General features: G+C 38.0%; 22 protein-coding genes and 1 riboswitch. Of the genes, 9 read left to right on the top strand and 13 right to left on the bottom strand.

The genetic code is table 11. The annotated features are described in order from the left end of the window. Positions 1-2 precede the first annotated feature (2 nt). Entirely contained in the window at positions 3-674 is a 672-nt protein-coding gene (locus ABXH06_RS13020) for a hypothetical protein (protein ID WP_353518514.1), read from the top strand. A 31-nt stretch (positions 675-705) separates the two neighbouring features. On the opposite strand, the gene ABXH06_RS13015 is transcribed toward ABXH06_RS13020, so the two are convergent. Next, positions 706-1,596, bottom strand: a complete 891-nt coding sequence (locus ABXH06_RS13015) for a GGDEF domain-containing protein (RefSeq protein ID WP_353518513.1) — start codon at positions 1,594-1,596, stop codon at positions 706-708. Positions 1,597-1,855: 259 nt separating this feature from the next. Here ABXH06_RS13015 and ABXH06_RS13010 point away from each other — a divergent pair, with 259 nt between their 5' ends. Then, positions 1,856-3,823 carry a monovalent cation:proton antiporter family protein gene (locus tag ABXH06_RS13010; RefSeq protein WP_353518512.1) on the top strand — a complete coding sequence of 656 codons (1,968 nt, stop codon included), beginning with the start codon at positions 1,856-1,858 and terminating at the stop codon, positions 3,821-3,823. Positions 3,824-3,881: 58 nt separating this feature from the next. Here ABXH06_RS13010 and ABXH06_RS13005 read toward each other — a convergent pair whose 3' ends face one another. From ABXH06_RS13005 to ABXH06_RS12960, 10 genes are all read right to left on the bottom strand, one after another. Next, positions 3,882-5,033, bottom strand: coding sequence for a patatin-like phospholipase family protein (locus tag ABXH06_RS13005; protein ID WP_311582913.1), 1,152 nt, complete (start codon positions 5,031-5,033; stop codon positions 3,882-3,884). Between the two features lie 222 nt (positions 5,034-5,255). Next, positions 5,256-5,615, bottom strand: coding sequence for a DUF3718 domain-containing protein (locus tag ABXH06_RS13000; protein WP_303451871.1), 360 nt, complete (start codon positions 5,613-5,615; stop codon positions 5,256-5,258). Positions 5,616-5,678: 63 nt separating this feature from the next. Beyond that, positions 5,679-5,772, bottom strand: a riboswitch (cyclic di-GMP riboswitch). Between the two features lie 128 nt (positions 5,773-5,900). After that, on the bottom strand, positions 5,901-6,557 hold the full coding sequence (locus ABXH06_RS12995; RefSeq protein WP_311582916.1) for a 3-oxoacid CoA-transferase subunit B: 657 nt from the start codon (positions 6,555-6,557) through the stop codon (positions 5,901-5,903). A gap of 10 nt (positions 6,558-6,567) precedes the next feature. Next, the gene (locus ABXH06_RS12990; RefSeq protein ID WP_353518511.1) at positions 6,568-7,275 is read right to left on the bottom strand and encodes a CoA transferase subunit A; all 708 of its coding nucleotides are present in this window, start codon (positions 7,273-7,275) and stop codon (positions 6,568-6,570) included. Positions 7,276-7,307: 32 nt separating this feature from the next. Further along, positions 7,308-8,210 (bottom strand): hydroxymethylglutaryl-CoA lyase, encoded by a 903-nt coding sequence (locus ABXH06_RS12985; RefSeq protein WP_311582922.1) that lies wholly within the window; start codon positions 8,208-8,210, stop codon positions 7,308-7,310. Further along, positions 8,207-10,222: an acetyl/propionyl/methylcrotonyl-CoA carboxylase subunit alpha gene (locus tag ABXH06_RS12980; protein ID WP_311582979.1), complete on the bottom strand. Its 2,016-nt coding sequence runs from the start codon at positions 10,220-10,222 to the stop codon at positions 8,207-8,209. The genes ABXH06_RS12985 and ABXH06_RS12980 overlap by 4 nt, the downstream gene beginning before the upstream one ends. Before the next feature lie 43 nt (positions 10,223-10,265). Then, the gene (locus tag ABXH06_RS12975; protein WP_311582925.1) at positions 10,266-11,102 is read right to left on the bottom strand and encodes an enoyl-CoA hydratase/isomerase family protein; all 837 of its coding nucleotides are present in this window, start codon (positions 11,100-11,102) and stop codon (positions 10,266-10,268) included. Positions 11,103-11,110: 8 nt separating this feature from the next. Next, positions 11,111-12,718, bottom strand: coding sequence for a carboxyl transferase domain-containing protein (locus ABXH06_RS12970; protein ID WP_311582928.1), 1,608 nt, complete (start codon positions 12,716-12,718; stop codon positions 11,111-11,113). An 86-nt stretch (positions 12,719-12,804) separates the two neighbouring features. Continuing rightward, the gene (locus tag ABXH06_RS12965; protein ID WP_311582931.1) at positions 12,805-13,974 is read right to left on the bottom strand and encodes an isovaleryl-CoA dehydrogenase; all 1,170 of its coding nucleotides are present in this window, start codon (positions 13,972-13,974) and stop codon (positions 12,805-12,807) included. Between the two features lie 47 nt (positions 13,975-14,021). Then, positions 14,022-14,414 (bottom strand): MerR family transcriptional regulator, encoded by a 393-nt coding sequence (locus ABXH06_RS12960; protein ID WP_311582934.1) that lies wholly within the window; start codon positions 14,412-14,414, stop codon positions 14,022-14,024. Between the two features lie 226 nt (positions 14,415-14,640). Here ABXH06_RS12960 and ABXH06_RS12955 point away from each other — a divergent pair, with 226 nt between their 5' ends. Continuing rightward, a complete protein-coding gene (locus ABXH06_RS12955; RefSeq protein ID WP_311582937.1) occupies positions 14,641-15,825 on the top strand; it encodes an acetyl-CoA C-acyltransferase in 1,185 nt (394 codons plus the stop codon). An 88-nt stretch (positions 15,826-15,913) separates the two neighbouring features. Here ABXH06_RS12955 and ABXH06_RS12950 read toward each other — a convergent pair whose 3' ends face one another. Beyond that, a complete protein-coding gene (locus tag ABXH06_RS12950; RefSeq protein WP_311582940.1) occupies positions 15,914-16,591 on the bottom strand; it encodes a hypothetical protein in 678 nt (225 codons plus the stop codon). 132 nt (positions 16,592-16,723) lie between these two features. Between ABXH06_RS12950 and ABXH06_RS12945 the strand changes: the two genes are divergently transcribed. Then, complete coding sequence (locus tag ABXH06_RS12945) at positions 16,724-17,134, top strand: hypothetical protein (protein ID WP_353518510.1); 411 nt, start codon at positions 16,724-16,726, stop codon at positions 17,132-17,134. Between the two features lie 16 nt (positions 17,135-17,150). Here the strand turns inward: ABXH06_RS12945 and ABXH06_RS12940 are convergent, their stop codons facing one another. Beyond that, positions 17,151-18,071 (bottom strand): AraC family transcriptional regulator, encoded by a 921-nt coding sequence (locus tag ABXH06_RS12940; RefSeq protein WP_353518509.1) that lies wholly within the window; start codon positions 18,069-18,071, stop codon positions 17,151-17,153. 207 nt (positions 18,072-18,278) lie between these two features. On the opposite strand from ABXH06_RS12940, the gene ABXH06_RS12935 reads away from it, so the two are divergent. From ABXH06_RS12935 to gmhB, 5 genes are all read left to right on the top strand, one after another. Further along, positions 18,279-21,659, top strand: a complete 3,381-nt coding sequence (locus ABXH06_RS12935; RefSeq protein WP_353518508.1) for a methylmalonyl-CoA mutase family protein — start codon at positions 18,279-18,281, stop codon at positions 21,657-21,659. Positions 21,660-21,836: 177 nt separating this feature from the next. After that, the gene (locus tag ABXH06_RS12930; protein ID WP_353518507.1) at positions 21,837-22,874 is read left to right on the top strand and encodes an oxidoreductase; all 1,038 of its coding nucleotides are present in this window, start codon (positions 21,837-21,839) and stop codon (positions 22,872-22,874) included. A gap of 42 nt (positions 22,875-22,916) precedes the next feature. Continuing rightward, entirely contained in the window at positions 22,917-24,053 is a 1,137-nt protein-coding gene (locus tag ABXH06_RS12925; protein ID WP_353518506.1) for an enoyl-CoA hydratase/isomerase family protein, read from the top strand. 115 nt (positions 24,054-24,168) lie between these two features. Further along, positions 24,169-24,930, top strand: coding sequence for an SDR family oxidoreductase (locus ABXH06_RS12920; RefSeq protein WP_311582959.1), 762 nt, complete (start codon positions 24,169-24,171; stop codon positions 24,928-24,930). A gap of 115 nt (positions 24,931-25,045) precedes the next feature. After that, positions 25,046-25,582, top strand: a complete 537-nt coding sequence (gmhB, locus tag ABXH06_RS12915) for a D-glycero-beta-D-manno-heptose 1,7-bisphosphate 7-phosphatase (protein ID WP_353518505.1) — start codon at positions 25,046-25,048, stop codon at positions 25,580-25,582. Positions 25,583-25,656 lie beyond the last annotated feature (74 nt).

The following is a 25,656-nucleotide window of genomic DNA, read 5'->3' as shown; positions in this document are numbered from 1 at the left end:
TCATGCTTAATGAGCCTTTGGAAAACGGTTATTCATTTATTGAAACCCCATTTAGTTTTCGAAATTGTTGTTGGTTTTGTGCAGAGCCAGCAGCAAAGGTTTTACATTTCCCTCAAAGCAATAACTATGTATTCAATTGTCCTCATCCCCCGTTAAGCTTGCGCACTTGCCAAGAATGTTATTTACCAGCCAATAAAAGTCGAGCGAATGCTATTTGGTTCGTTTTTAAAGAAGTAAAAAGCTTTCTTATTAAACAATATCAGAAAGATCTCGCTATTGGCATTAATTGGACACAAGAAGAACTAGCGAATAGCGAATTTGAAGGCGGAAATTTTGCCGGTTTTCAACGCAGTGCTTGGTTTATGTATGAAGTCGCGAAAAAACGAGTAAATTTTCAAGGCTGGCCTCTGATTGTTGATGGTATCAATATTGAAGAATTACAATACAGTGAAGAAAAAAGCTTTAGTTTTGATAATATAGAATACCCTTGCATTGACGATGCAATAAATCATTATGCCCAAGCATTTTTTATACCTGTAGATTTTTTTAAAGAAGTTTTAGTCGCTGTTGGACTTGAAAGGTTCGCATATGCAGTGAGATTTTGCCGTTTATTAGTTGGGACAACGCCTAACGAAAGAAAAGCGGCATTAAAAAATTTAATTGAAGATGAATAATTAATTTTTTCATCTTCAGTTGTATTAATCTTTAGATCAAACTTAATTTTTTGTTAGAGATTATTTTATGACGGTATAACAAATTATCCGCACGTTTAAAGAAACTTGAGGCATCATCGTCTCTACTCATAAAGGTATAGCCTAGCGCACAAGCGACCTGATACTTTGCTAATAAACTATTGTTAGATAATGCTGATTTAATTCTTTCTTCGATAATTATTAGTGATTGTTCACTGGCATCTTCAACAATAATAGCAAACTCATCTCCTCCGAATCTAAAAGTACTATCTGAGTCTCGCACAGAGTGGGTTAGTGCTTTAGCAAAATTTACTAAAATTTCATCACCAATATCATGTCCAAACGTATCATTGATCTGTTTAAATTTATTTAAATCACACACCATTAATCCGACTTTCGTTCGTTGTCGATTGGCATGATGCATAGCACGATGAAGTTGCTCATCAAAATATCGACGATTACCTAAGCCGGTTAAACCATCTTGCATCGCTAGTTTTATCGCGTTTTGGTATTTTATCGCGTTATTTATTGGGTGAATAAGTAATTGATGTAGTTCTTGCAGAATTCTTCTATTTGTTAAACTAATAGGGGCGTTAAGAGCATAGGTGAGTGTCCCTATATATTCATTGTTAATTTTCAATTCAAAAGAACGCTCACTTTTTCCTGGTTTACTCCCTCGAGCGGCAGCAGACATACTTTCTTGTTTAAAATATAAACCAGAAAAATTGACAAACTTTGATGCTTCCATTGCAAATATATTAAGTAAAGTCTTTAATTCTAAACTTGTTTGTAATTGTTCAGTTAAAGCTAGCTTTCGATAATTATCTTCATGATCGCGAATATCAAATAATTTAAATGCATTAAATTCTACATTTGCACTCTCAACTACATTTAATGTCTGCATATCTTCACCTTTATACCACTGTTCTGGCTATTCAAAGCAAAAAATATGCCTCTTAAATATTTGATAAAAATATCAATAATTTATACTTGTTTGCTTTAAGTTAACGCGGTGAAATAAAGAAAGTGAAATTATACGTCAAAAAGATGTCGGCAAATTGTTGCCACTTTAGATATTTTTTATATTTGAGAATAATTTTCTCAATTATCAGATATACTTAACTGATTAATATCATGTTAATTTATTTTTATATAGAGGTTTTGTGTCTAGCCATCTTGAAATTTTAGCTATCCTGACAAGTGCTGTTCTTATCGTTTGGTTGTTCAGACGGTTACATTTACCTGCAATTCTCGCTTACCTTGTTGCTGGTATGCTAGTTGGCGAGCATGGTCTTGCTTTAGCGCATGAGCATGTTGATTATGAACATTTTGCCGAGCTTGGCATCGTGTTCTTGCTATTCACTTTAGGTTTAGAATTCTCATTGCCGAAATTAATGGCAATGCGACATCTGGTGGTTGCTGTTGGTAGTTTACAAGTAGGCATCTCTTTAATCGTTTTTCTTATTATTGCCTTGTTTTTAGGACAAAGCTTTGCCAGTTCATTAGTCATTGGCGGAATTTTAGCTCTATCTTCAACCGCTATTGTGATCAGGCAATTAAGTGAAACTGGTGCGATGAAAAGAAAATCAGGTCAAATCGCTGTAGCGGTGTTGTTGTTTCAAGATGTTGCCGTAGTTCCTTTATTAATCATTATTCCGATGTTTGCTCAAGACTCTGATACATCGATGATTTATGCATTGCTTTTTGCCTTGGTTAAAGGTGTTTTTGTCGTTGGGATTTTACTTTCGGTAGGTAAATGGGTTTTACCTCGGTTATTTAATTTAGTCGCACAAGTGAGAACAGATGAGCTATTTGTTTTAACGACCTTATTAGTCACATTAGTTGCTTCAGCTTTAACACAATGGTTTGGCTTATCTATGGCGTTAGGTGCATTTTTAGCCGGAATGATGCTTGGCGAAAGTCAGTATAAACATCAACTTGAAGCAGATATAAGGCCTTATCGAGACATTTTACTTGGTTTGTTTTTCGTAACTGTGGGTATGAAGTTAAATTTAGCCGTTTTGTTTGCGTCACCTTTCACCATGTTTAGTTTGTTAATTGGTTTTATGCTGGTTAAGATTTTAGTGATTAAAACTTTAGCGATTAAAGCAGGAGAACAAACAAAAGATGCTTGGGCGTCAGCAATTATGTTAGCGCAAATGGGCGAGTTTGGTTTCGTACTCATCGCCTTGGCAACACAAGTCAATATATTACCCCCAGATATTGCCTCATTATTACTGGGAGTAGGGGTTATTAGTATGGCTATAACGCCATATATGATAGATCATGCACGACAAATGGGCTTGTGGTTAAGTAATGAACAACCTGATGATACTCAAGAATTATCAACTTTACCTAATAACAATGAATTAAAAGACCATGTCATTATTTGTGGTTTTGGCCGCATTGGTCAAACGGTCAGTCGCTTTTTAAAACAAGAAGCGATTGATTTTGTCGCCATAGATATTGATCCTTTAAGAACAACCAAAGCGCGAGAAGCAGGTGAAAACGTATTGTTTGGCTCATCAAGGCAAAATGAATTATTAGAAGCGGCACATTTATCAACAGCAAAGTTAGTGGTGATAGCCTTTGGGCAAGATAAACAATCTATTGATGTGATCCAAAAAGTACGTTCTATGTCACCAGATGTTCCTATTTTAGTTCGCACACGCAACGATGATCAACTGGATGCTCTACAAGAAGCTGGCGCAAATCAAGTTGTTCCTGAAAGCTTAGAAGGGAGCTTAATGTTAGTTTCACAGGTATTGTCATTAACGGGCGTACCGTTTTCACGCATTATGCGCCGTGTGCAAAAAGAGCGGAAAAATCATTACAATCACCTCCATGGTTTTTTCCAAGGGGAGCATACTGATATGAGTCCTGATGCTATTGATCGTATTGAGTTTGCTAATGCTATTATTATAACGGACGATTCATTTTGTGTAGGCCACTCATTAAAGTCGCTGAATCTTCAGTCTAGAAGAGTTAATGTGGTCGCGTTGCGAAGGGATGGTGTTGAAATAGAAGAGCCTGAAGACGATGTTATTTTAAAGGTACAAGATACGTTAGTTGTTAGGGGGAAACCTCGTCGTGTAGAGCGTTTTGAACGCTATATGCAAGAAGGGCGATAAGTTTTCCGTTCATTAAGTGCAGCTAAACACCTGAATGAGAAAAAATTAAACGATGGTTTTAAAGATTTAAAAATTGACGGATATTTGCTTCTTGCTCAAGCGCATCGTCAAAGCCAAGTTTTATTAATTGTTTACAATAGGCTTTATCAAACAATAAGTAGCTTAAAATACTCGACTCTTGATCGTTAGTAATACCTATACCGCGTAATAACATACGAATGGTGTAGGGAAGCTCTTGATAATACTCTACCGCCATCGAGTTAAAATTATGGCTCGGATTTAGCACTAACGAGTCAATATTTTTTAATCCTTCATTATTGTGCTTACTTTCATCTGTGATCAACGATAGGGTGTTATTCACTCGGTGCATACGTTCTAAATCACTTTGTAAAGTATCTGAAAATATACCATCAAGAAGGTGACCTGCTATTGTAGCAGTCGTTGGCGGATGAGGGTTGTTTTCATTGATATGAAGAGTTTCTTTGGGTTGTTCTACACCGACAATAAATAGTTTCTCACCGCCAAGGTGAATCGCTGGGCTTAATGGTGATAATTGATGAATTGAACCATCACCAAAGTGATTTCTTTTGATTTTAACGGAAGGAAAAATTAAGGGTATTGCCGCTGATGCTAATAAATGATCAGAACTAATTTGTGTTGGAATACCACTGCGTTTTGCTCTAAACCAAGGTTTTATTGAATCATGAGATTGATAAAAACTAATAGAATTTCCATTAGAGTAACTCGACGCGGTTATAGAAAGCGCAGATAAATCCCCTTTTAAAATATTTTGGTCAATGCGACTATAATCCACAACATTACTGAGTAAGTTACGCAACGGCGTGTTATTTAATAAACTTCGTGCAGTTTTATTGGCATAATCAGCTTGAAAACTTCCAAGAATACCACTGAGAATATGACTTCCCACTCTTAATGGGTCACTGTGATAAACCCTGTCTGTTTTTAAGCTATTCCAAACCCATTCTAATTTTTTGACGCCCAGTTGAAAACACGAAGCATAGCAGGCTAAACCGGTAGCATTGATAGCACCAGCCGATGTCCCACAAATGATGGGAAAGGGGACTGGATAATGCCGAGGACTAAATTTACTGATAGCTGAAAGTACGCCAACTTGATAAGCAGCTCTTGCGCCACCACCAGTTAAAATTAATGCGTTTTTACTATGTTTTATATTGTATTTTTTTGACATCTAACTTTTTGATTTAAGCACAATAAATTTATTGTAATGTGTTTAAAAAGATAAACCAGCACAAATTTATTTGATAAATGAAATATTACGACTAGACTGATGAAATATGCTGAAAAATAGCAAAGAAAAAGCCAGCATAAGCTGGCTTTTTAAATCGACATAGAATTATTGACTAGTAAAACATTTTATTGCATGAACAAATAACGCCTACTAAAAAATAATTTAACTACTAACGCGTTCGTTAGCAGCGTCTATTAACGGTTGCGATCCGCTTTGCAAAAGTGCCAAGTTAGCTGAAACAACTTTCTTAGGCAGCTTGTTGATCATCAAAGAGCCAGTTTTTTCTGAACCCCTATCAGCTGCAAAGACCAACAGGTTTTTACCATTACATTGAATACCATCGAAGATACTGCGAATTTTTAATTTATTCGCCTTTAAAAATGAACGCATGCGTTTCTTGTCATCGGCGGCAACATACTCACATAAGCTCTGGGCTATGTTAGCAGCTTCAGCTTTTGGGGCTGATACGACAGACGTTAATGTTAAAGCAGTAATTGTAGAAACTAGTAATAATTTTTTCATTTTAATAACCTTAATAAGTAAATTGAGTTAGTAAAAGAAAAAACCACGGGATGTACCTAATAACATGGTAACTCCGCTGTCATAGATTTATTCAAGATAAACCCTTAGACCGGTGGTTTTGCGTAGTACGTTTTCGCGCACCTTGCCTTTTCTTTGTCACTTTTAGTATTACCAAAATAAAACAAAAATGCAACCATCTGTTGAGATATTACATTATTTCATGTAAGACATTCACCATGAGTTAATTTAATTTATATAATTTACAATAAGTTATAATAAATTAATTTAGAAAATCATTTCAGGAACATCTTCAGGAATTACCAGTTTTCCGGCGGTTAATTGACTAATTTCTTCTATTGAAACACCAGGTGCTCGCTCTAATAAGTGAAATGCGCCGTCTTTAATTTCAAGAAATGCCAGATCTGTTAATACTTTTTTGATACAGCCTTTACCTGTTAATGGTAGTGTGCAATGAGGCAATAATTTTGAAACGCCGTGCTTAGAAGCATGAGTCATGGTAACAATAATATTATCTGCACCAGCCACTAAATCCATTGCTCCACCCATACCCTTAATCAGCTTACCGGGGATCATATAAGAGGCAATATTACCATTCACATCTACTTCAAATGCACCTAATACAGTTAGGTCAACATGACCACCACGGATCATCGCAAAAGACTCAGCTGAGTCAAAGATTGAAGCACCAGTTGCCATAGTTACGGTTTGCTTACCTGCGTTAATTAAATCTGCATCAATCTCATCTTCGGAAGGAAACTGGCCCATACCAAGTAAACCATTTTCTGATTGCAACATGACTTCCATGCCTGCCGGTACATAATTTGCGACTAACGTTGGGATGCCAATGCCTAAATTAACGTAATAACCATCCTGTAATTCTTGAGCAACTCTTTGTGCTAATTGTTCTCTTGTTAATGCCATTGCTATCTCCTCACTTAGTATTAGAACGAATAGTTCGTTGCTCAATACGTTTTTCGAACGTGCCTTTTATAACACGGTTAACATAGATACCAGGGGTATGGATATGATCAGGATCCAACTCGCCAGGTTCAACAATTTCTTCTACTTCAACAACAGTGATTTTCCCTGCTGTAGCGGCCAAAGGGTTAAAATTACGTGCGGTTTTACGAAACACTAAATTACCGTATCGGTCTGCTTTCCATGCTTTGACTATCGCAAAATCACCAGTAATGGCTTCTTCTAAAATATAATGCTTGCCGTTAAATTCTCGTTCTTCTTTACCTTCTGCAACGGGGGTCCCGTAACCTGTTGCAGTAAAAAAAGCTGGGATACCCGCACCACCAGCACGCATTTTTTCTGCAAGCGTGCCCTGAGGGGTTAATTCAACTTCAAGTTCTCCACTCATCATTTGGCGTTCAAATTCTGCATTTTCACCGACATACGAGGCGATTATTTTTTTTATTTGTCGGTTCGGTAATAACACCCCTAAACCAAAATCATCAACGCCACAATTATTGGAAACCATGGTCAATCCCGTAGTGCCTTTTCGTTTTATCTCTGCGATGAGATTTTCAGCAATTCCACAAAGCCCAAAACCACCCGAAATAATAGTCATATTATCTTCGAGACCAGCCATCGCTTCTTCATAGCTTGACACAACTTTGTCAAATCCAGCCATGTAATACTCCTTAACTCTATTCTATTTGATGATTATTGTGCGCGAATCGCGGTAGATACTTTAGAGACCGGTGCTTTACCTAAAACGTCACTAATAAACCATCCTGCGGTCAGTAATTTTTTTAAATCTATGCCCGTTTCAATACCTAGCCCATTTAATAAGTACACGACATCTTCTGTAGCTACATTACCTGAAGCGCCTTTAGCATATGGGCAACCACCCAAACCAGCAATGGCGCTATCAATAACCGTGATGCCATTTTGTAATGCAGTGTAAATATTCGTTAACGCTTGACCGTATGTATCATGAAAGTGAACGGCTAGTTTTTCTCTCGGAATACGGGCTGATACGGCTTGTAACATCTTATGTACACTTGCGGCTGTTCCCACACCAATAGTGTCTCCTAATGAGATTTCATAACAGCCCATTTTGAATAGTTTTTCAGCAACATCAGCAACTTGCTCTGGCTCTATATCACCATCATAAGGGCAGGCTATAACGCATGAAACATAACCCCTTACTGGAATATTGGCTTTCTTTGCCGCAGCCATCACCGGTTCGAATCGCTCTAAACTTTCAGCGATGGAACAATTAATATTTTTTTGACTAAATCCTTCAGAAGCTGCACCAAATATGGCGACTTCATCGGCTTTAGCAGAAATGGCCGCTTCAAATCCTTTTAAATTTGGCGTTAGCGCGGCATAACTCACGTTGTGTTGGCGTGTTAACCCATTAAAAACGTCGGTTGATGTCGCCATTTGCGGCACCCACTTAGGTGACACGAAACTTCCGCTTTCAATAGTTTTAAGTCCTGCATCTGCGAGTTTATTTATTAATGTGATTTTGTCTTGCGCAGTGATTAATGTTTTTTCATTTTGTAAGCCATCTCTGGGGCCTACTTCAACAATTTTTACGCTTTGAGGGAATTGATTCATGATATTTCCTGCGCGTTAAATGCTAATAATTCACAGCCGCCGTCTACCATGTCGCCAGTAGCGTAGTATAAAGCGTCAATCATGCCATCTTCGGGCGCTTTAATCGTATGTTCCATTTTCATCGCTTCCATTATCATTAACGGTTGATCTTTTTTAACTGTATCTCCCTCTTTTACTAACACGCTAACCATAGTGCCATTCATCGGCGCAAGTAAGCCACCTAAGTCATTACTGATATCTTCATTGCCACATTCAGGCTCAATGTAAGTGAAATTAAAAACACCATTTTGACGATATAAGCTGATTTCATTGCCATTTCTAGCAATCGTGGCATGGCTTCGGTAACCGTCAATACTCACGTACAAGGTGTCAGCTGAAATTCTCCCTTGGCAATCAAGGGTTTTATTTGACACTGTGATTAAATAATAACTGTCGCTCCCTTGCCTTTTTTGTTCAACGGTTACTGGGTAATCAGTATCATTATGAGCCAAGGTTAATTGATGGATATGAGCTTCGTTTAATCGCCATGCATTTGTGTTGTTCCAAGGGGAGTATGGATCTAAAGTATCTGCCGCATTTGCTTTGGCTTTATCTGCTAACGATAAAACTAAATATAACGCTGCAATAGGTAACTCATCAGCCAAGGTTTGTTCATCCTCATGAAAAATATCGTTCTGATGTTTTTCGATAAAACCAGTATCAATATCTTCGTGAATGAATGCAGGGCAAGTGGCTAAATTATATAAGAAATCTATATTCGTTGTGACACCGCTAATACGGTATTCTGAAAGAGCCTTACTTAGACGTTGTAAGGCTTTTTCTCTATTTTCATCCCAGACAATTAATTTTGCGATCATCGGATCGTAAAAAACACTCACCTCATCACCTTGTCTGACTCCGGTATCTACTCGCACGTGAGCACTTTCTACTGGCGGTTGTAAAAAATTAAGTTTGCCGGTAGCCGGTAAAAAATCGTTATTGGCATCTTCTGCGTAAATACGAGCTTCAAAAGCATGGCCTTTTATGACTAATTCTTGTTGTGTTTTAGGCAGTACTTCACCTGCGGCGACACGAAGTTGCCATTCCACGAGATCTTGACCTGTAATTAATTCTGTAACAGGGTGTTCAACTTGAAGGCGAGTATTCATTTCCATAAAGTAAAATGAACCATCAACGTCTAGTAAAAACTCAACGGTACCAGCACCTTGATAACCTATTGCTTGCGCCGATTTGATGGCTGACTCACCCATTTTTTGACGAAGTGATTCAGACATGCCAAATGCTGGGGCTTCTTCAATCACTTTCTGATGACGTCGTTGTACTGAGCAATCACGCTCAAATAAATACACCGCGTTATTATGATTATCACAAAAGACTTGAATTTCAACATGTCGAGGTTGAGTTAAATATTTTTCCACTAACATGGTATCGTCACCAAAGGACGATTGTGCTTCGCGTTTAGCCGCAGCGAAACCTTCTGAAAACTCGGCTTCACTCCAAACTTGACGCATACCTTTGCCTCCGCCGCCAGCAGTTGCTTTTAATAGCACAGGGTATCCCATATCATCAGCTGCTTTTTTTATCACTGCTTCGGATTGATCTTCACCGTGATAGCCAGGCACAAGTGGGACTTGCGCTTTTTCCATAATGTTTTTTGCCGCTGATTTTGAGCCCATCGCTTCAATTGCGGCTACCGGAGGGCCAATAAACTTAATATTTTCTTGCTCACACATCCGACAAAAATCAGCATTCTCTGATAAAAAGCCATAACCAGGATGGATCGCTTGAGCGCCAGTTCGTTTTGCGGCTTCAATGACTTTTTCCGCCACTAAATAGCTTTCTCTTGAAGGTGAAGGACCGAGATAAATGGCTTCATCAGCCATATTGACATGCAAGGCATCACTGTCAGCATCTGAATAAACGGCAACCGTTAATATGCCCATTTTTCGTGCTGTTTTTATGACTCGACAAGCTATTTCGCCGCGATTAGCAATAAGAATTTTGGTAAACATTTTATCAGACCTAGTGGTTAGATTATTAGTAGAATGCGACATGTTATGATCCTTGTTTCGAAGACTCTTGTTGCCATTGTGGCGCGCGTTTTTCGAAGAATGCGCTTAAACCTTCTTGACCTTCTCGTGAAACTCGAATGGATGCGATGCGCTCACTGGTAACATCGAGTAATGCATCATCTATGTCTTGAAAAGCAACATCTAAGGCAAGCTGTTTTGCTTGTCTAACTGCAGCAGGACTATTACTTAGAAGTGTGCTTATCATGTTTTCAACAGCGGCTGGTAATTCATTTAATTCAACCACTTCATCAACCAAACCAAGGCTTAAGGCTTTATCAGCGAAAAAGCGCTCTGCCGTTTGAAAATAACGACGACTGGCTTTTTGGCCCATCGTGTTGACAACATAAGGGCTAATCGTGGCAGGAATAAGTCCGAGCTTTACTTCACTAAGGCAAAAGCTGGCTTTATTACTGGCAATAACAATATCACAACAGCTTGCTAATCCAACCGCACCGCCAAAAGCTGCTCCTTGTATTTGAGCAATGGTCGTTTGTGGCATAAAATTTAAAGTTTTTAGCATGTTGGCTAATGCATTGGCATCCGCTAAGTTTTCTTCATAACTATAACTCGCCATACGTTTCATCCAGCCAAGATCCGCACCTGCAGAAAAACTTTTTCCAGTTGACGTTAACACCATAATGCGAACATCATCACGTTTGCTGAGGTGCATAAAAATCTTGGTAAGCGTTGTGATAACCTCATCATCAAAAGCATTGTGCTTTTCGGGGTTATTTAAGGTAACGGTTGCTACTCCAGAACTGTCTATGGTTAAGAGCACCTTGGTATTATCAATATTTAAACTATTTTCTATCTGAGTCATCTTGTCGCCTACATTCTAAAAATGCCAAATTTTGTCTCTTCAATAGGTTTATTAAGGGATGCTGAAATCGCTAACCCTAAAACTTGTCGAGTTTCTGCTGGATCAATAATGCCGTCATCCCAAAGCCTTGCTGATGCGTAATATGGATGACCTTGATGTTCATAGTTGTCAATGATGGGTTGTTTAAAATCAGCTTCATCTTGTGTTGACCAAGTTTCGCCGCGTTTCTCTTTTTGATCACGTTTAACTTGAGCTAGTACTCCGGCGGCTTGTTCACCCCCCATAACTGAAATACGGGCATTCGGCCACATGAACAAGAATCGAGGATCGTAAGCACGCCCACACATACCATAATTCCCTGCACCAAAGCTTCCGCCAATTAACACGGTAAATTTAGGGACTTGTGCGGTAGCAACCGCTGTCACCATTTTTGCGCCATGTTTGGCAATACCACCGGCTTCATATTGTTGCCCAACCATAAAGCCGGTAATGTTTTGCAAAAATACTAACGGAATTTTTCGTTGAGCACATAGCTCAATAAAATGTGCTCCTTTTTGAGCGGATTCACCGAAAAGGATGCCATTATTAGCTACAATGCCGACCGGATAACCGAAAATCCTTGAAAATCCGCAGACTAAAGTGGTTCCGTATAAAGCTTTAAATTCATCAAAGTCGCTACCGTCAACAACACGGGCGATAATTTCACGAATATCAAAAGGTTGACGAGAGTCTTTCGGGATAATGCCGTAAATTTCTTCGCTGTCATAAGCCGGCTCGATAATAGGTTGAATGTTCATTTCAACGGGCTTAGTTCTATTTAAGTTTGCAATCGCGGTTTTTGCTATTTTTAAAGCGTGATGATCATTTTGTGCATAATGATCTGCTACCCCTGAAGTACGACAATGTACATCGGCACCGCCTAACTCTTCAGCACTAACAACTTCACCCGTGGCTGCCTTTACTAACGGAGGTCCTGCTAAAAATATCGTACCTTGCTCTTTCACAATGATTGACTCATCAGCCATTGCTGGTACGTAAGCCCCTCCGGCAGTACAAGAGCCCATCACAACGGCTATTTGCGGAATTGCTTGTGCTGACATATTCGCTTGGTTAAAAAAGATTCGACCAAAATGCTCTCTATCTGGGAAGACATCATCTTGGTTTGGTAAATTAGCACCACCAGAGTCGACTAGGTATATGCAGGGTAAATTGTTTTCTTGGGCGATAGTTTGTGCACGAAGGTGTTTTTTAACCGTAAGGGGATAATAAGTTCCTCCTTTTACGGTAGCGTCATTGGCAACAATAATACATTCTTGGCCACCAACACGACCAATACCGGTAATGATCCCTGCTGATGGTACATTGTCTTCATAAACGTCATAAGCGGCCAATTGTGATAATTCTAGAAATGGCGAACCTGAGTCGAGCAGGGCATTGACTCTATCTCTAGGCAGTAATTTACCACGTGATAAATGGCGTTCACGGCTTCGTTCACCGCCTCCTAGTTTTATTTCTGCAAGTTTTTCTTTTAAGTCACGAACTTGTTCTTGCATTGCTTGAGCGTTTTCGATGAACTCAGGATTACGGGGATTAACTTTAGATATTATCTTCGCCACGACTATCTACCTTTATTGTGGAAATTGTGATTATCATCATGAGTATTTCAGTAGGCTGTTTTTTACAGCCTACTGAACATGCCAAATTAATTAGATTCGTTAAATAATTCACGGCCAATTAGCATACGACGGATTTCAGAAGTACCAGCGCCAATTTCATACAGTTTTGCATCACGTAGTAAACGCCCGGCAGGAAATTCATTGATATAGCCGTTGCCACCGAGTAATTGGATAGCATCAAGGGCCATTTTTGTGGCAAGCTCTGCAGCATATAAAATTACACCAGCAGCATCTTTACGTGTTGTTTCACCACGATCTGCCGCTTGAGCACACATATAAGCATAAGATTTAGCCGCGTTCATTTGAGTGTACATATCGGCAATTTTTCCTTGCACTAATTGGAATTCGCCGATAGATTGACCAAATTGTTTACGATCGTGTATATAAGGGACAACTAGGTCCATACATGCATCCATAATACCTAATGGTCCACCAGTTAAAACTAAACGTTCATAATCAAGGCCAGACATTAATACTCGTACGCCTTTACCTTCTTCACCTAAAATGTTCTCTGCAGGTACTTCACAATCTTCAAACACTAATTCACAAGTATTTGAACCGCGCATGCCTAATTTATCTAGTTTTTGATGACGACTAAAACCCGGATAATCTCGCTCAACGATAAAAGCTGTGATGCCTTTTGAGCCGGCTGCCGTATCAGTTTTTGCATATATCACGTAAACATGCGCATCTGGGCCATTGGTGATCCACATTTTATTACCATTTAAAACGTACTTATCACCTTTTTTATCGGCACGTAGTTTCATACTTACTACGTCAGAGCCTGCATTAGGCTCACTCATGGCTAAGGCACCAATATGTTCGCCGGTACACAGTTTTGGTAAATATTTTTGTTTTTGTTCGTGGTTACCATTTTTGTTTAGTTGATTTAAACAAAGGTTAGACATGGCGCCATAACTTAAGCCGACAGAAGCAGAAGCTCTACTAATTTCTTGCATTGCCACCATATGCTCTAAATAACCTAGGCCAGAACCACCGTATTGCTCATCTACGGTCATTCCTAATAATCCCATGTCGCCAAATTTACGCCATAAGTCGTGTGGAAATTCGTTATCTAGATCGATCTGCTCGGCTCGAGGTGCAATTTCGTCACGCGAAAAAGCGTTTACTTGATCGCGGATCATGTCCACCGTTTCGCCTAAGTTAAAATTGAGAGATGAAAAACTTGAAATCATGACGGTTCCTTATTGATATAATTTAGTGTTACTGATGCATTATTGTTTTATTTTTTGATGAGATTTAACGCATCTTGACAATTTTTTTCTAAGCCGGTTAATTCTATTAATACGGCTTGGATATCTTCTAACTGCTGATTAAGGTCATTTTTTTTCTGAGCGATAAGATCCATAATCGTTTTTAATTGCGTGGCACTACTTTTATCTGCATCGTAGAGTTCAAAAAGTCGGCCCGTTTCTGCTAATGAAAAGCCTAATCGTTTGCCGCGTAGAATTAACTTTAGTCTAACTTTGTCTCTTTGGTTATAAATTCGTGTTTGACCTTTGCGAGTTGGTAAAATTAGTCCTTGGTCTTCGTAAAAACGAATACTTCTCGTGGTAATATCGAATTCTTTTGCTAACTCGCCAATAGAGTAGGAAACGGTGGTATGCTTACTCATAAAATACTCAAATTTAATTATTATATTCTTACGATATCATGAAGTTTACGTAAACGTAAACTTTTCTGTGTTTTACGCGATATTAACTGGCAATAATTTAGTACATTTATCTGATACTAGTACTAATTAACTACCGGGTTAACGTTGGCGTTAACTAGTTCCTCGGGTATTATGTCGAACAACTGTTTGAAAAATATTATGTTGCGAATTTTCGCTGGAGAGTTTTATGTCTACTGTTGATCCTATTGTTATTGTATCTGCCAAAAGAACGCCAATGGGCGGTTTTATGGGAGGTTTATCTACCGTTACCGCACCTACTTTAGGGGCCACGGCTATTCGAGCTGCACTTGAAGAAGCAAATCTGAAAAATGATCAAGTAGATGAAGTGATCATGGGATGTGTGCTTCCTGCAGGCTTAAAACAAGCACCTGCACGTCAAGCAGCATTGGCGGCAGATTTAGATTTATCAACTGTTTGTACCACTATTAATAAAGTGTGTGGTTCAGGTATGAAAGCTGCCATGCAAGCGCATGATGCTTTAGTTGCTGGCTCAATTGATGTCGCCATTGCCGGTGGTATGGAGAGTATGACTAATGCTCCTCATTTATTACCAAAGGGAAGAGCCGGTATTAAAATGGGCCATGGTCAAGTATTAGATCATATGATGACCGACGGTTTAGAAAATGCATATGACGGTATTGCTATGGGCTGTTTTGCACAAGGTACAGCGGATGAAAATAATTTTACACGTGAAGCTATGGATGAATATGCTATTCGTTCTTTATCTCGTGCCAATGCTGCTATTGAATCGGGTGCATTTATCAATGAAATTGCACCTGTTACGATAAAATCTCGCCGTGGTGATTCAATATTTGAAATTGATGAACAACCCGGTAATGCGCGTCCTGATAAAATTCCTTCATTAAGAGCTGCCTTTAAAAAAGACGGTACTATTACTGCCGCTAATTCAAGTTCAATATCTGATGGTGCTGCAGCATTAGTGATGATGAAGCTATCTGAAGCCGAAAAACGTGGCTTAACGCCATTATGCAAAGTTGTGGCACATGCCACTCATGCACAAAAACCAGAAGAATTCACCGTTGCACCGGTTGGCGCAATGAAAAAGGTGTTAGATAAAGCAAGTTGGACAACTAAGGACGTTGATTTATTTGAAATTAACGAAGCCTTTGCCATGGTAACTATGCTGGGCATGAAAGCGTTAGAACTCGATGCTGAAAAAGTTAATATTAATGGTGGTGCTTGTGCTTTAGGGCATCCTTTAGGTGCTAGTGGCGCACGTATTATGGTGACATTAATTCATGCGTTAAAAAACAAAGGTTTATCTAAAGGGGTTGCTTCACTTTGTATTGGTGGTGGTGAAGCGACAGCAATTGCGGTTGAAATGTTATAGTTTTTAATACGGCTATGCATCTTGGTAAAATCGTAAGCGCTCAACCGCTTACGATTTTTTTTAGCGTTGATTTTTAACTAGGTAGTTATTAATGAATCGTTTGTGGGAAAGGAGTATTCAATAATAATTTTATTGCCTTATCTAATCTAGGGAGCAGTTTTCGGTGTTTTTTATGCAAAATATGAAAACCAATTTTTTCTTCAATTAAGAATTTATTCTTAAAAGAGTTTTTCGCTTCAATATCTTTTTCATCAAAAACCATAAAAATATAATCGACTCTTTTTTGTTTAAACATTGCTAATAATATTTTGAAACTGCTCACTTCCGTTATACGAATTTTACTATTGCCTAATAAGTTGCTGTAAAACTCATCTCCGGCAATAAGTCCTAACATTTTATTGGCTGATTTTAGTACACTCAGATCACAGTTTAACTGTAACTGACAAATGAGCATCACTTGAATTTTGCTGATTGGCGTTGGTACTTTGATAATATTAGGATACAGGGTAAATACCTCACCTGATTTAGCCGTATCTGCATCGATTTCACCTTGGTTTAATAATTTTAAGGCTCGTTTATCATTAATTTGAATAAATTCAGGTGTAATGCCTATCGAACGGTAAGCTCTATCCAATAAAGGGACATAAAAATTAATGATTGAGTCATGCTCGACATAACTGATAATAAAGGGGGCTTTTATTTCTTCAGCAAAAGCCTGTTTAAAAAGGCTAAATATGCAAAGAACGAAATAGAGGGTTAACTTCATTTGTATCTATTAATCAGCATTAATAAATTTCAGTATAGTGGATAAATGTAAACTTTGTCGGAACTTGAATTACTTTGAATTTGTTATTAGATACGTTACTGTTCTTTATCCTTTTCATCGCTAGTTATCTTTATGGAAACTCAGTTACCTATCTCAATAAAAGTAAATAGTTTACTTACAGAAAAATTCACGACGTTAAACTCCATTGCTAATCGATTAGAATCACAGCTAAATTTTCAAACCATGACTGCAGGATGGTATGGCGATGAAGAAAACATACTTTCGCTTTACTTTTCAATTGAAACAGCTGAAAGTTTTCGAGAGATCAGTTCCAATTATCCGGCGATAAAAGATGAACTTGCTGATGATGTTTTGTATGCCACAGAGCAAAACAATCAATTTCAAACCTGTTTCGTTGCAATAACTGAGATTGAACATCATTTGCTTGATGAACATCCCAAATTAATGGCAGGATTGTTAGAGAAAAAATTATATAAAGTATTAAACATGATCGGGAAAAAATTAAAATTTAATGAGCTTTAAATCACTTATTCACGACTTATTTTTCTGTAAAATGTGAATCTCTATATTGCTTCGGAGACATGCCAACTATTTTTTTAAATAATCGTGAAAAATAGTAGGGATCTGCATAGCCTAGTGACTCAGCAATATGCTTTATTGAATCATTTTTATTGTCAAGTTCGTTACAGGCATATTGCATCTTCATATTAATGAAATGTTGTATGGGAGAGGTATCAGTTAACTCTTTGAATTTTTTTGAAAAATGAAACTTCGAAAGTTGGCTATAATGAGCCAGTGTATCCAAACTTAATTCTTGATGGATATTATTGCGCATTAAGCTCTCAACGGCATCAATATCAAAATGACTATTTTGATTAAAAGCTGTCAGTCTTAATTGTAAGGCAAGAGAGCTTAATGCTTGTTGTAATAAATGCACACCATGGATGACATTGGTAGCGGTATATCCTCGAGTGCCTAGTGCCAGTAAATTATCAAAATCTTCAACAATATTCGCTAATAAGCCTACATGGGCTAATCCATCATCCATTTTCATCAAAAGCCTTTCAGCAAAATCATCTGCTAACTTGCCGGTGAAGTTTATCCAATAAAAGCTATTTTCTTTTTGTGATTTTACTGCGGTATTTGTTGAGAACGTAAAAGCTTGATGTGGACAACATATGACTAAATCGCCTCGTTTAACTTCTCGTTTTTTACTTTTGTGGTCTAATATTCCACTACCTGATTGGCAATAAATTAAACTGTGATGATGCGCATTATTTTGTTTTATATTGAGTTTATTATGACTGGTTGATTTTCCCAGAGCCAAAGGATAAAGCCCTGCTGTAAGTGGATGTAGTTTAAGTTTCTTCAACAAAAACAATGGAATTACCAAGCGAATATGATCATTTTGATCTTGGTGAATAATTGTTGACTTGATGATTGGTGTACTAGTAGCCATTTACTTCGTTATTTAAAAAGTAATCAATAACAATATAGTCCATTAAATTAACAATAAAATCAATTTTAACGTGGTTTGTAGTGTGTTCAAATATGACTAATGTAAATATTTTTGACAAGAAAACACTAAATATAAGATCTAGTTGCTTTATCTATTACCTAATTTACGCGCTAGTAATTAATAAATAACACCAAAAGTGAGTTTGTTATGACGACCGAACGTTACCAATTAAAGAATAAAATTAGAATTGTTACCGCAGCTTCGCTGTTTGATGGCCATGACGCGGCGATTAATATTATGCGTAGAATTTTGCAATCAAGTGGTGCTGAAGTTATTCATCTTGGTCATGATAGAAGTGTTGAAGAAGTAGTTAATACTGCGATTCAAGAAGATGCGAATGCGATTGCCATGACTTCATACCAAGGTGGCCATAACGAATATTTCAAGTATATGTATGACCTTTTAAAAGAACGAGGCTGTGAACATATTCGTATCGTTGGTGGTGGCGGTGGCGTTATTTTACCTGAAGAGATTGCCATGTTGCATGATTATGGTATCACCCGTATTTACTCTCCTGATGACGGTCGTGAATTAGGTTTATTAGGCATGATAGATGACATGCTTGAACGTTGTGATTTTAAAACAGGTACCAATGTTAAAAAAGAAGATGTGGCCAATCTTAAAAAAAATGATAAACAAGCCATCGCACGTTTAATTTCAGCTGCAGAAAACGCGCCAGAAGAAAATAAAGCAGCACTTGATAAAATTCGTAAAATTTCTACTGCGAGTAAAACACCTGTACTTGGTATTACCGGAACCGGCGGCGCAGGTAAGTCTTCATTAGTGGATGAATTAATTCGACGTTTCTTAATGGCAACGCCTGACAGTAAAATCGCAATTGTTTCAGTTGATCCTTCAAAACGTAAAACCGGCGGCGCATTATTGGGTGATCGTATTCGGATGAATGCCGTCAATAATGATCGTGTTTACATGCGTTCATTAGCGACACGACAGTCGAACTTAGCTTTATCGGTATATGTCAACGACACCTTAGAGATTTTAAAAGCGACGGATTTTGATTTAATTATTTTAGAAACTTCTGGTATCGGCCAGTCAGATACAGAAATAGAAGAACATTCAGATGTATCTTTATATGTGATGACGCCAGAATATGGTGCGGCAACGCAATTAGAAAAGATCGATATGCTCGATTTTGCCGATATTATTGCGTTAAACAAATTTGATAAGCGTGGTGCTTTAGACGCATTACGTGACGTGAAAAAACAATACAAACGTAATCGTGGCATGTTCGAAGCAGGCGATGATGAGGTACCAGTATTTGGCACCATAGCTTCACAATTTAACGATCGCGGTATGACAGAGCTTTATAATGCGGTGATCACTGAGTTAAACCATAAAGCTGGATTAACGGTTGGTGATGTTTTATCAATAGATGGCACTTTGGCTAACAAAAGTAGTGTTATTCCTGGTAGCCGCATTCGTTATTTGTCTGAAATTTCTGAAAATAACCGGGGTTACGATGCTTGGGTTGAAAAGCAAACTCAGGTGGCTCAAAAGCTTTATGGTATTCATCAAGCGATTGAAACGGCGAAAGAATCAGACACCGATGTTTCAGAACAGCTTATTCATCAACTTGAAACCTTATACGCCAAGGTGGAATTAGACCTAGATCCTAAAAATAAACTATTGCTGGAAGAGTGGGCAAATAAGGTTCAGCGATATAAGGATCCAGAATTTAAATTTAAAGTACGTAATAAAGAACTTTCTATCGAAACCCATGCAAAATCGTTGTCTGATACTAATATCCCGAAAATTAGTATGCCTAAATACCAAGGTTGGGGAGATATCTTAAAGTGGAGCTTACAAGAAAATGTGCCGGGTGAGTTTCCTTATACGGCAGGATTGTTTCCTTTTAAACGTGAAGGTGAAGATCCTACGAGAATGTTTGCTGGTGAAGGCGGCCCAGAACGTACTAACCGTCGTTTTCATTATGTATCAAAAGGCATGCCGGCAAAACGGTTATCAACCGCATTTGACTCGGTAACGTTATACGGTAATGACCCTGCTATTCGTCCTGATATTTATGGAAAAATCGGAAATGCCGGTGTGTCTATTTGTTGTTTAGATGACGCGAAAAAACTGTATTCAGGTTTTGATTTAGCAGATGCTATGACTTCGGTATCTATGACCATTAACGGGCCGGCGCCGATGTTGTTAGGTTTCTTTTTAAATGCGGCTATTGATCAACAATGTGAACGTTATATTACTGAGCATGGTTTAGAAAAAGAAACTCAGGCGTTGATTACTAAAATTTATAAAGATAAAGGCTGTGAACGTCCTACTTATCAAGGCGAATTACCGGAAGGAAATGACGGCCTAGGTTTAATGCTGTTAGGAGTTACAGGCGATCAAGTTCTACCCCCAGCAATATATCAAGAGATCAAAGCTAAAACTTTAACGCAAGTGCGAGGCACAGTTCAGGCGGATATTTTAAAAGAAGATCAAGCGCAAAATACTTGTATTTTCTCTACAGAGTTTGCCTTGCGTTTAATGGGTGACGTTCAAGAATACTTTATCGAAAAAGGTGTACGTAATTTCTATTCAGTCTCTATTTCTGGATACCATATTGCTGAAGCAGGTGCGAACCCTATCACGCAATTAGCGCTTACGTTAGCTAATGGCTTTACGTTTGTAGAATACTATTTAAGCCGTGGTATGGACATTAACGAATTTGGACCAAATTTATCCTTTTTCTTTTCAAATGGTATCGACCCTGAATATGCGGTTATTGGTCGTGTTGCCCGTCGTATTTGGTCAAAAGCGATGAAAAACAAATATGGCGCGAATGCTCGTGCGCAAATGTTGAAATATCATATTCAAACCTCTGGACGCTCGTTACATGCACAAGAAATTGATTTCAATGATATTCGTACAACGTTACAAGCACTTTATGCCATCAATGATAACTGTAATTCTTTGCACACTAATGCGTACGATGAAGCGATCACAACACCAACTGAAGACAGTGTTCGTCGCGCCATGGCAATTCAATTGATCATTAACCGCGAATTAGGCTTATCTAAAAATGAAAACCCAATTCAAGGGGCTTTCATTATAGAAGAATTAACCGATTTAGTTGAAGAAGCGGTATTGACGGAATTCGACAGAATTAACGAACGTGGTGGTGTGCTTGGTGCGATGGAAACTATGTATCAGCGCGGAAAAATTCAAGAAGAAAGTCTTCATTACGAACACTTAAAACATTCTGGCGAATATCCGATTATAGGTGTGAATACTTTCTTAAGCTCAAAAGGCTCTCCAACGGTTGTCCCTGATGAAGTAATACGAGCGACAGAGGAAGAAAAAAATTATCAAATTGATATGTTAGCAAGTTTACATAAAGCCAATGAAGTCGAAACAACTGTATTATTAAAGCGTTTACAAACGGCGGCAATTAATCATGAAAATATTTTTGAATTAATGATGGACGCTTGTAAAGTCTGTTCTCTTGGACAAATTGTTAACTCATTATTTGAAGCGGGCGGTCAGTACCGCCGTAATATGTAATTAGTGGACTATTAATCAAATAATTCACGCTAAAACATAATTAAGCATGTTTTAATTAATTTTAGCGTGAGTCATGAACAAAATGTTAATGTTGGTTCTAGGACTAAAGTCGACTATCTGTGTTGCTTTTGGCAGGTTATGTTAGTTGGCAATTTCAATCTATTTGAGAGCAAGAATATGACCCCATCGATAAAAAACATGCCACAAAAATTTACGGCCTTTCGTATTCATCAAAATATTAATGGTGATAACAAAACGATAACTAGCGGCTTTGAAAAAATAAGTCTGGATGATTTAACTGAAGGCGAAGTGGTTATCAAAGTTGCTTACTCTGATATTAATTATAAAGATGCGCTAGCGGCTACAGGTAAAGGGCGGATCTTACGAACTTATCCGCTTGTTGGCGGTATTGATTTATCGGGGGTTGTTGTTACGTCAAGTGATAGTCGATTTATACAAGGCGATAAAGTACTGGTTTGTGGTGCACAGCTTTCCGAATTATATGATGGTGGTTACAGTGAATATGCCCGAGTAAAAGCTAATTCTGTGGTGAACTTACCTGAGGAGATAAGTTTGCGTGACGCAATGGCGCTTGGTACAGCAGGTTACACTGCGGCAATAGCCATTCAACGCATGGAAGATAATGGCCAAAAGCCAGAGTTTGGTCCTATTCTTGTTACCGGTGCGACAGGTGGTGTCGGCAGTTTTGCGATCAATATGCTGGCTGAACTTGGTTACGAAGTCGTGGCCTTTACGGGTAAAACAGAGCAAAAAGACTATTTAACATCGCTGGGGGCATCACGTTTATTAAATCGTCATGATGTGGAAATGGGGACGAAACCACTTGAAAGTATTCAGTGGGGAGGCGCTGTTGATAATGTCGGCGGTGAAACACTATCTTGGCTAACTCGTACCACAAATATTTGGGGCAATATTGCCTCTATCGGTTTAGCGGGGGGGATAAAGTTAGATTCCACCGTAATGCCATTTATTTTACGAGGGGTTAGTTTACTTGGTATTAACTCTGTTGAAATGCCTGTTTCTGTTCGTACTAAAGCGTGGCAACGTTTAGCAACTGATTTAAAACCTAGCAAACTTGATGTGATCTCGCCAACAACGATCGCGTTTTCTGATTTACCGAATGCTTTTGATGCTTATGTTCAAGGAAGTGTCACAGGAAGAACCGTTCTTGCTATCGATGATACGCTTGCATAAGTTATTTAATATTGAATTCATAGAGAAGATGATAGGTAAAACATGATAAAGCCTTCGAATGAATTACCTGTAATTTTAACCGAGCATATTGTAGACAACGGGATAAAAATTGCTTTTGCTACGTTAAATGCGGGTAAAAGTTTAAATGCCCTTAGTTTACCTATGATTGATTTATTGCTGCCGCAATTAAAAGCTTGGTTAGCTGATGATGCCGTTGCTGTTATTGTTTTTCAAGGCTCTGGAGATAAAGCCTTTTGTGCAGGTGGAGACGTGGTAAGTGTTTATCGTGACCTTATTACTAAACATAAAAATAACGCAAGAAACACCTTAAACGATGATGAAATTTCAGCGTGTTTAGGTGTGGAGTTTTTCACTAAAGAATATCAGTTAGATCAACTCATTCACAATGCAAGCAAACCGATAGTAATGTTAGCGAACGGTTACGTTATGGGAGGCGGCATAGGTTTAGTTGCAGGGGCAAGTCATCGTATTGTTACCGAAAAAACAGTGATGGCAATGCCAGAAATCACCATTGGCTTATATCCAGATGTCGGCGCAAGTTGGTTTTTAAATCAAATGCCAAAAGGTGTTGGCTTATTTCTCGGTTTAACGGGCATGACTTTTAATGGCGCGGATGCAAAGCGATTAAAACTGGCTGACTATGTTATTGATAGTGAGCATATTGATGTTTTAGTCAATGCTCTTTTTCAGCTTGAATTAACGATGAATGAAGGTGATAACCATCAACGAGTTTCGGCATTGTTGAATAGCTATAGTGTGCAAAGTAAAGTGCAGAATGTTGGCTTAATTGATAATGAAATAAGGAAGATACAAAAGGTTACCGCTTATGATAATGTCGTTGATATATACCACGCGATTGTCAACGAAAAAACAAGCAGTGCTTGGTTTAACAAGGCTCAGCAAAAGCTAAACCAAGGTAGTCCATTAAGTGCACATATTATTTACCAGCAATTAAAGAATTGTCAGACGTTAACATTAGCACAATGTTTTGAAAAAGAGTTTAATTTGTCTATTCGCTGTTGTCAGTTTTCTGAATTTACCGAAGGTGTAAGAGCACTATTGGTGGATAAAGACAAACAGCCTAATTGGTTATATAAAAATATAGAGACGGTTGATAATCAGCAAGTAGCATGGTTTTTTACGTCAATTGAAAAATAAATTTAGCCATCAATAATCTTTAATCATTGAAGGTTATTTAAACCGATAAAACAATAAAGTCTGATTTAACAAAAAAAATTAGGCAAAAAATTTAAGAAAAAGGGTAAAGTAAGTTATGAATCTTAACGATAAAACAATTGTTATCACTGGTGGTGGTCAAGGCCTTGGCAGAGCGATGGCAATCAACTTAGCAGAGCAAGGTGCTAAACTTGCTTTGATCGATTTAAATGAAGAATTATTAAAAGAAACTGTTAGCCTTGTAGAAGCAACAGGCTCATCGGCAAAATACTATTTAGCCAATGTAACCATTGAGCAAGACGTAGAAACAACGTTCTCACAAATCAACAAGGACTTTAATGGTATTGATGGCTTGATTAATAATGCAGGGATCCTTCGTGACGGAATGTTCGTCAAAGCAAAAGATGGCGTTGTAACTAAGAAAATGTCATTAGATCAGTTTCAATCAGTTATCGATGTTAATTTGTCGGGAGTTTTCTTATGTGGTCGGGAAGCTGCTGTTCATATGATCGAATCTGGCAAAAAAGGCGTGATTATAAACATGTCCTCTATTGCTCGCGGTGGTAATATGGGACAAACGAATTATGCTGCTTCAAAAGCAGGTGTTGTTGCTATGACAGTAACTTGGGCTCGAGAATTAGGTCGTCATGGTATACGTGTTGGTGCAATTGCCCCAGGCGTTATCAGAACTGCGATGACTGATGCGATGAAACCAGAAATGCGTGACCGTTTAGAGAAAATGAAACCAGTAGGGCGTTTAGGTGAAGCGGATGAAATTGCTCATACGGTAAAATATATCTTTGAGAATGAATTTTTTACCGGCCGTGTTGTAGAAATTGACGGTGGATTATGTATGTAATTCTATTGTTTTGTAACGTTAGTTTTAGACATTACATCAATAGTTAATATCATAAAAAGCGAGTTTTACTCGCTTTTTTCTATTATCCTTACAAAAACAGACAATTTATATAAATATGAATAAAGCTTTATTTTTAGACCGAGACGGCATTATTAATGTTGATCACGGCTATGTTTATCAAAAAGAAAACTTTGAATTTACGGATGGTATTTTCGAATTATGCTTAGAAGCCAGTAATAAAGGGTACAAGTTAATTGTCATCACTAATCAGTCCGGTATTGGCCGTGGTAAATATACGGTTGACCAATTTAAAGAGTTAACACATTGGATGACTGATCAATTTAAAGCAAAAAACATTGATATTGATGATGTTTACTTTTGCCCTCATCATCCGACAAAAGGGATAAATGAGTATTTAAAAGTTTGCGAATGTCGTAAGCCTAAGCCAGGTTTGATTTTAAAAGCAGCAAAGAAATATGATATAGATTTAAAGCACAGTGTATTTATTGGCGATAAAGGCTCAGATATGGAGGCCGCAGCAGCTGCAGGAATAAATAATCGTATTTTATTAGCCAGTCAATATGATGATAACTCACATGTAAAAGCCCAATATATTGAAAAAATCACTCAAGCGTGCTCACTTATTAAGTAAATTGTTTACTTAATAATCGAACAGTTCGAAATCTTTAATTAATCTTCAAAAAAGGCTTGACCTGAGCGCAGAAA

Origin of the sequence: Thalassotalea sp. SU-HH00458, assembly GCF_040362795.1 — a bacterium.
Lineage (GTDB): Bacteria > Pseudomonadota > Gammaproteobacteria > Enterobacterales > Alteromonadaceae > Thalassotalea_H > Thalassotalea_H castellviae.
Note: the sequence above shows the minus strand (reverse complement) of the source record. Positions and strands in the feature narration are given on the sequence as shown.

Bases quoted from the DNA above. Each gene is read 5' to 3' on its own strand.
- ABXH06_RS12940 (WP_353518509.1), bottom strand. From the start codon at position 18,071: ATGGCTACTAGTACACCAATCATCAAGTCAACAATTATTCACCAAGAT.
- ABXH06_RS12965 (WP_311582931.1), bottom strand. From the start codon at position 13,974: ATGATTTCAAGTTTTTCATCTCTCAATTTTAACTTAGGCGAAACGGTG.
- ABXH06_RS12930 (WP_353518507.1), top strand. From the start codon at position 21,837: ATGACCCCATCGATAAAAAACATGCCACAAAAATTTACGGCCTTTCGT.
- ABXH06_RS13005 (WP_311582913.1), bottom strand. From the start codon at position 5,033: ATGTCAAAAAAATACAATATAAAACATAGTAAAAACGCATTAATTTTA.
- ABXH06_RS13000 (WP_303451871.1), bottom strand. From the start codon at position 5,615: ATGAAAAAATTATTACTAGTTTCTACAATTACTGCTTTAACATTAACG.
- ABXH06_RS12995 (WP_311582916.1), bottom strand. From the start codon at position 6,557: ATGGCATTAACAAGAGAACAATTAGCACAAAGAGTTGCTCAAGAATTA.
- ABXH06_RS12945 (WP_353518510.1), top strand. From the start codon at position 16,724: ATGGAAACTCAGTTACCTATCTCAATAAAAGTAAATAGTTTACTTACA.
- ABXH06_RS12935 (WP_353518508.1), top strand. From the start codon at position 18,279: ATGACGACCGAACGTTACCAATTAAAGAATAAAATTAGAATTGTTACC.
- ABXH06_RS12920 (WP_311582959.1), top strand. From the start codon at position 24,169: ATGAATCTTAACGATAAAACAATTGTTATCACTGGTGGTGGTCAAGGC.
- ABXH06_RS12950 (WP_311582940.1), bottom strand. From the start codon at position 16,591: ATGAAGTTAACCCTCTATTTCGTTCTTTGCATATTTAGCCTTTTTAAA.
- ABXH06_RS12960 (WP_311582934.1), bottom strand. From the start codon at position 14,414: ATGAGTAAGCATACCACCGTTTCCTACTCTATTGGCGAGTTAGCAAAA.
- ABXH06_RS13015 (WP_353518513.1), bottom strand. From the start codon at position 1,596: ATGCAGACATTAAATGTAGTTGAGAGTGCAAATGTAGAATTTAATGCA.
- ABXH06_RS12925 (WP_353518506.1), top strand. From the start codon at position 22,917: ATGATAAAGCCTTCGAATGAATTACCTGTAATTTTAACCGAGCATATT.
- ABXH06_RS12985 (WP_311582922.1), bottom strand. From the start codon at position 8,210: ATGAATCAATTCCCTCAAAGCGTAAAAATTGTTGAAGTAGGCCCCAGA.
- ABXH06_RS12955 (WP_311582937.1), top strand. From the start codon at position 14,641: ATGTCTACTGTTGATCCTATTGTTATTGTATCTGCCAAAAGAACGCCA.
- gmhB (WP_353518505.1), top strand. From the start codon at position 25,046: ATGAATAAAGCTTTATTTTTAGACCGAGACGGCATTATTAATGTTGAT.
- ABXH06_RS12975 (WP_311582925.1), bottom strand. From the start codon at position 11,102: ATGACTCAGATAGAAAATAGTTTAAATATTGATAATACCAAGGTGCTC.
- ABXH06_RS12980 (WP_311582979.1), bottom strand. From the start codon at position 10,222: ATGTTTACCAAAATTCTTATTGCTAATCGCGGCGAAATAGCTTGTCGA.
- ABXH06_RS12990 (WP_353518511.1), bottom strand. From the start codon at position 7,275: ATGGCTGGATTTGACAAAGTTGTGTCAAGCTATGAAGAAGCGATGGCT.
- ABXH06_RS13020 (WP_353518514.1), top strand. From the start codon at position 3: ATGCTTAATGAGCCTTTGGAAAACGGTTATTCATTTATTGAAACCCCA.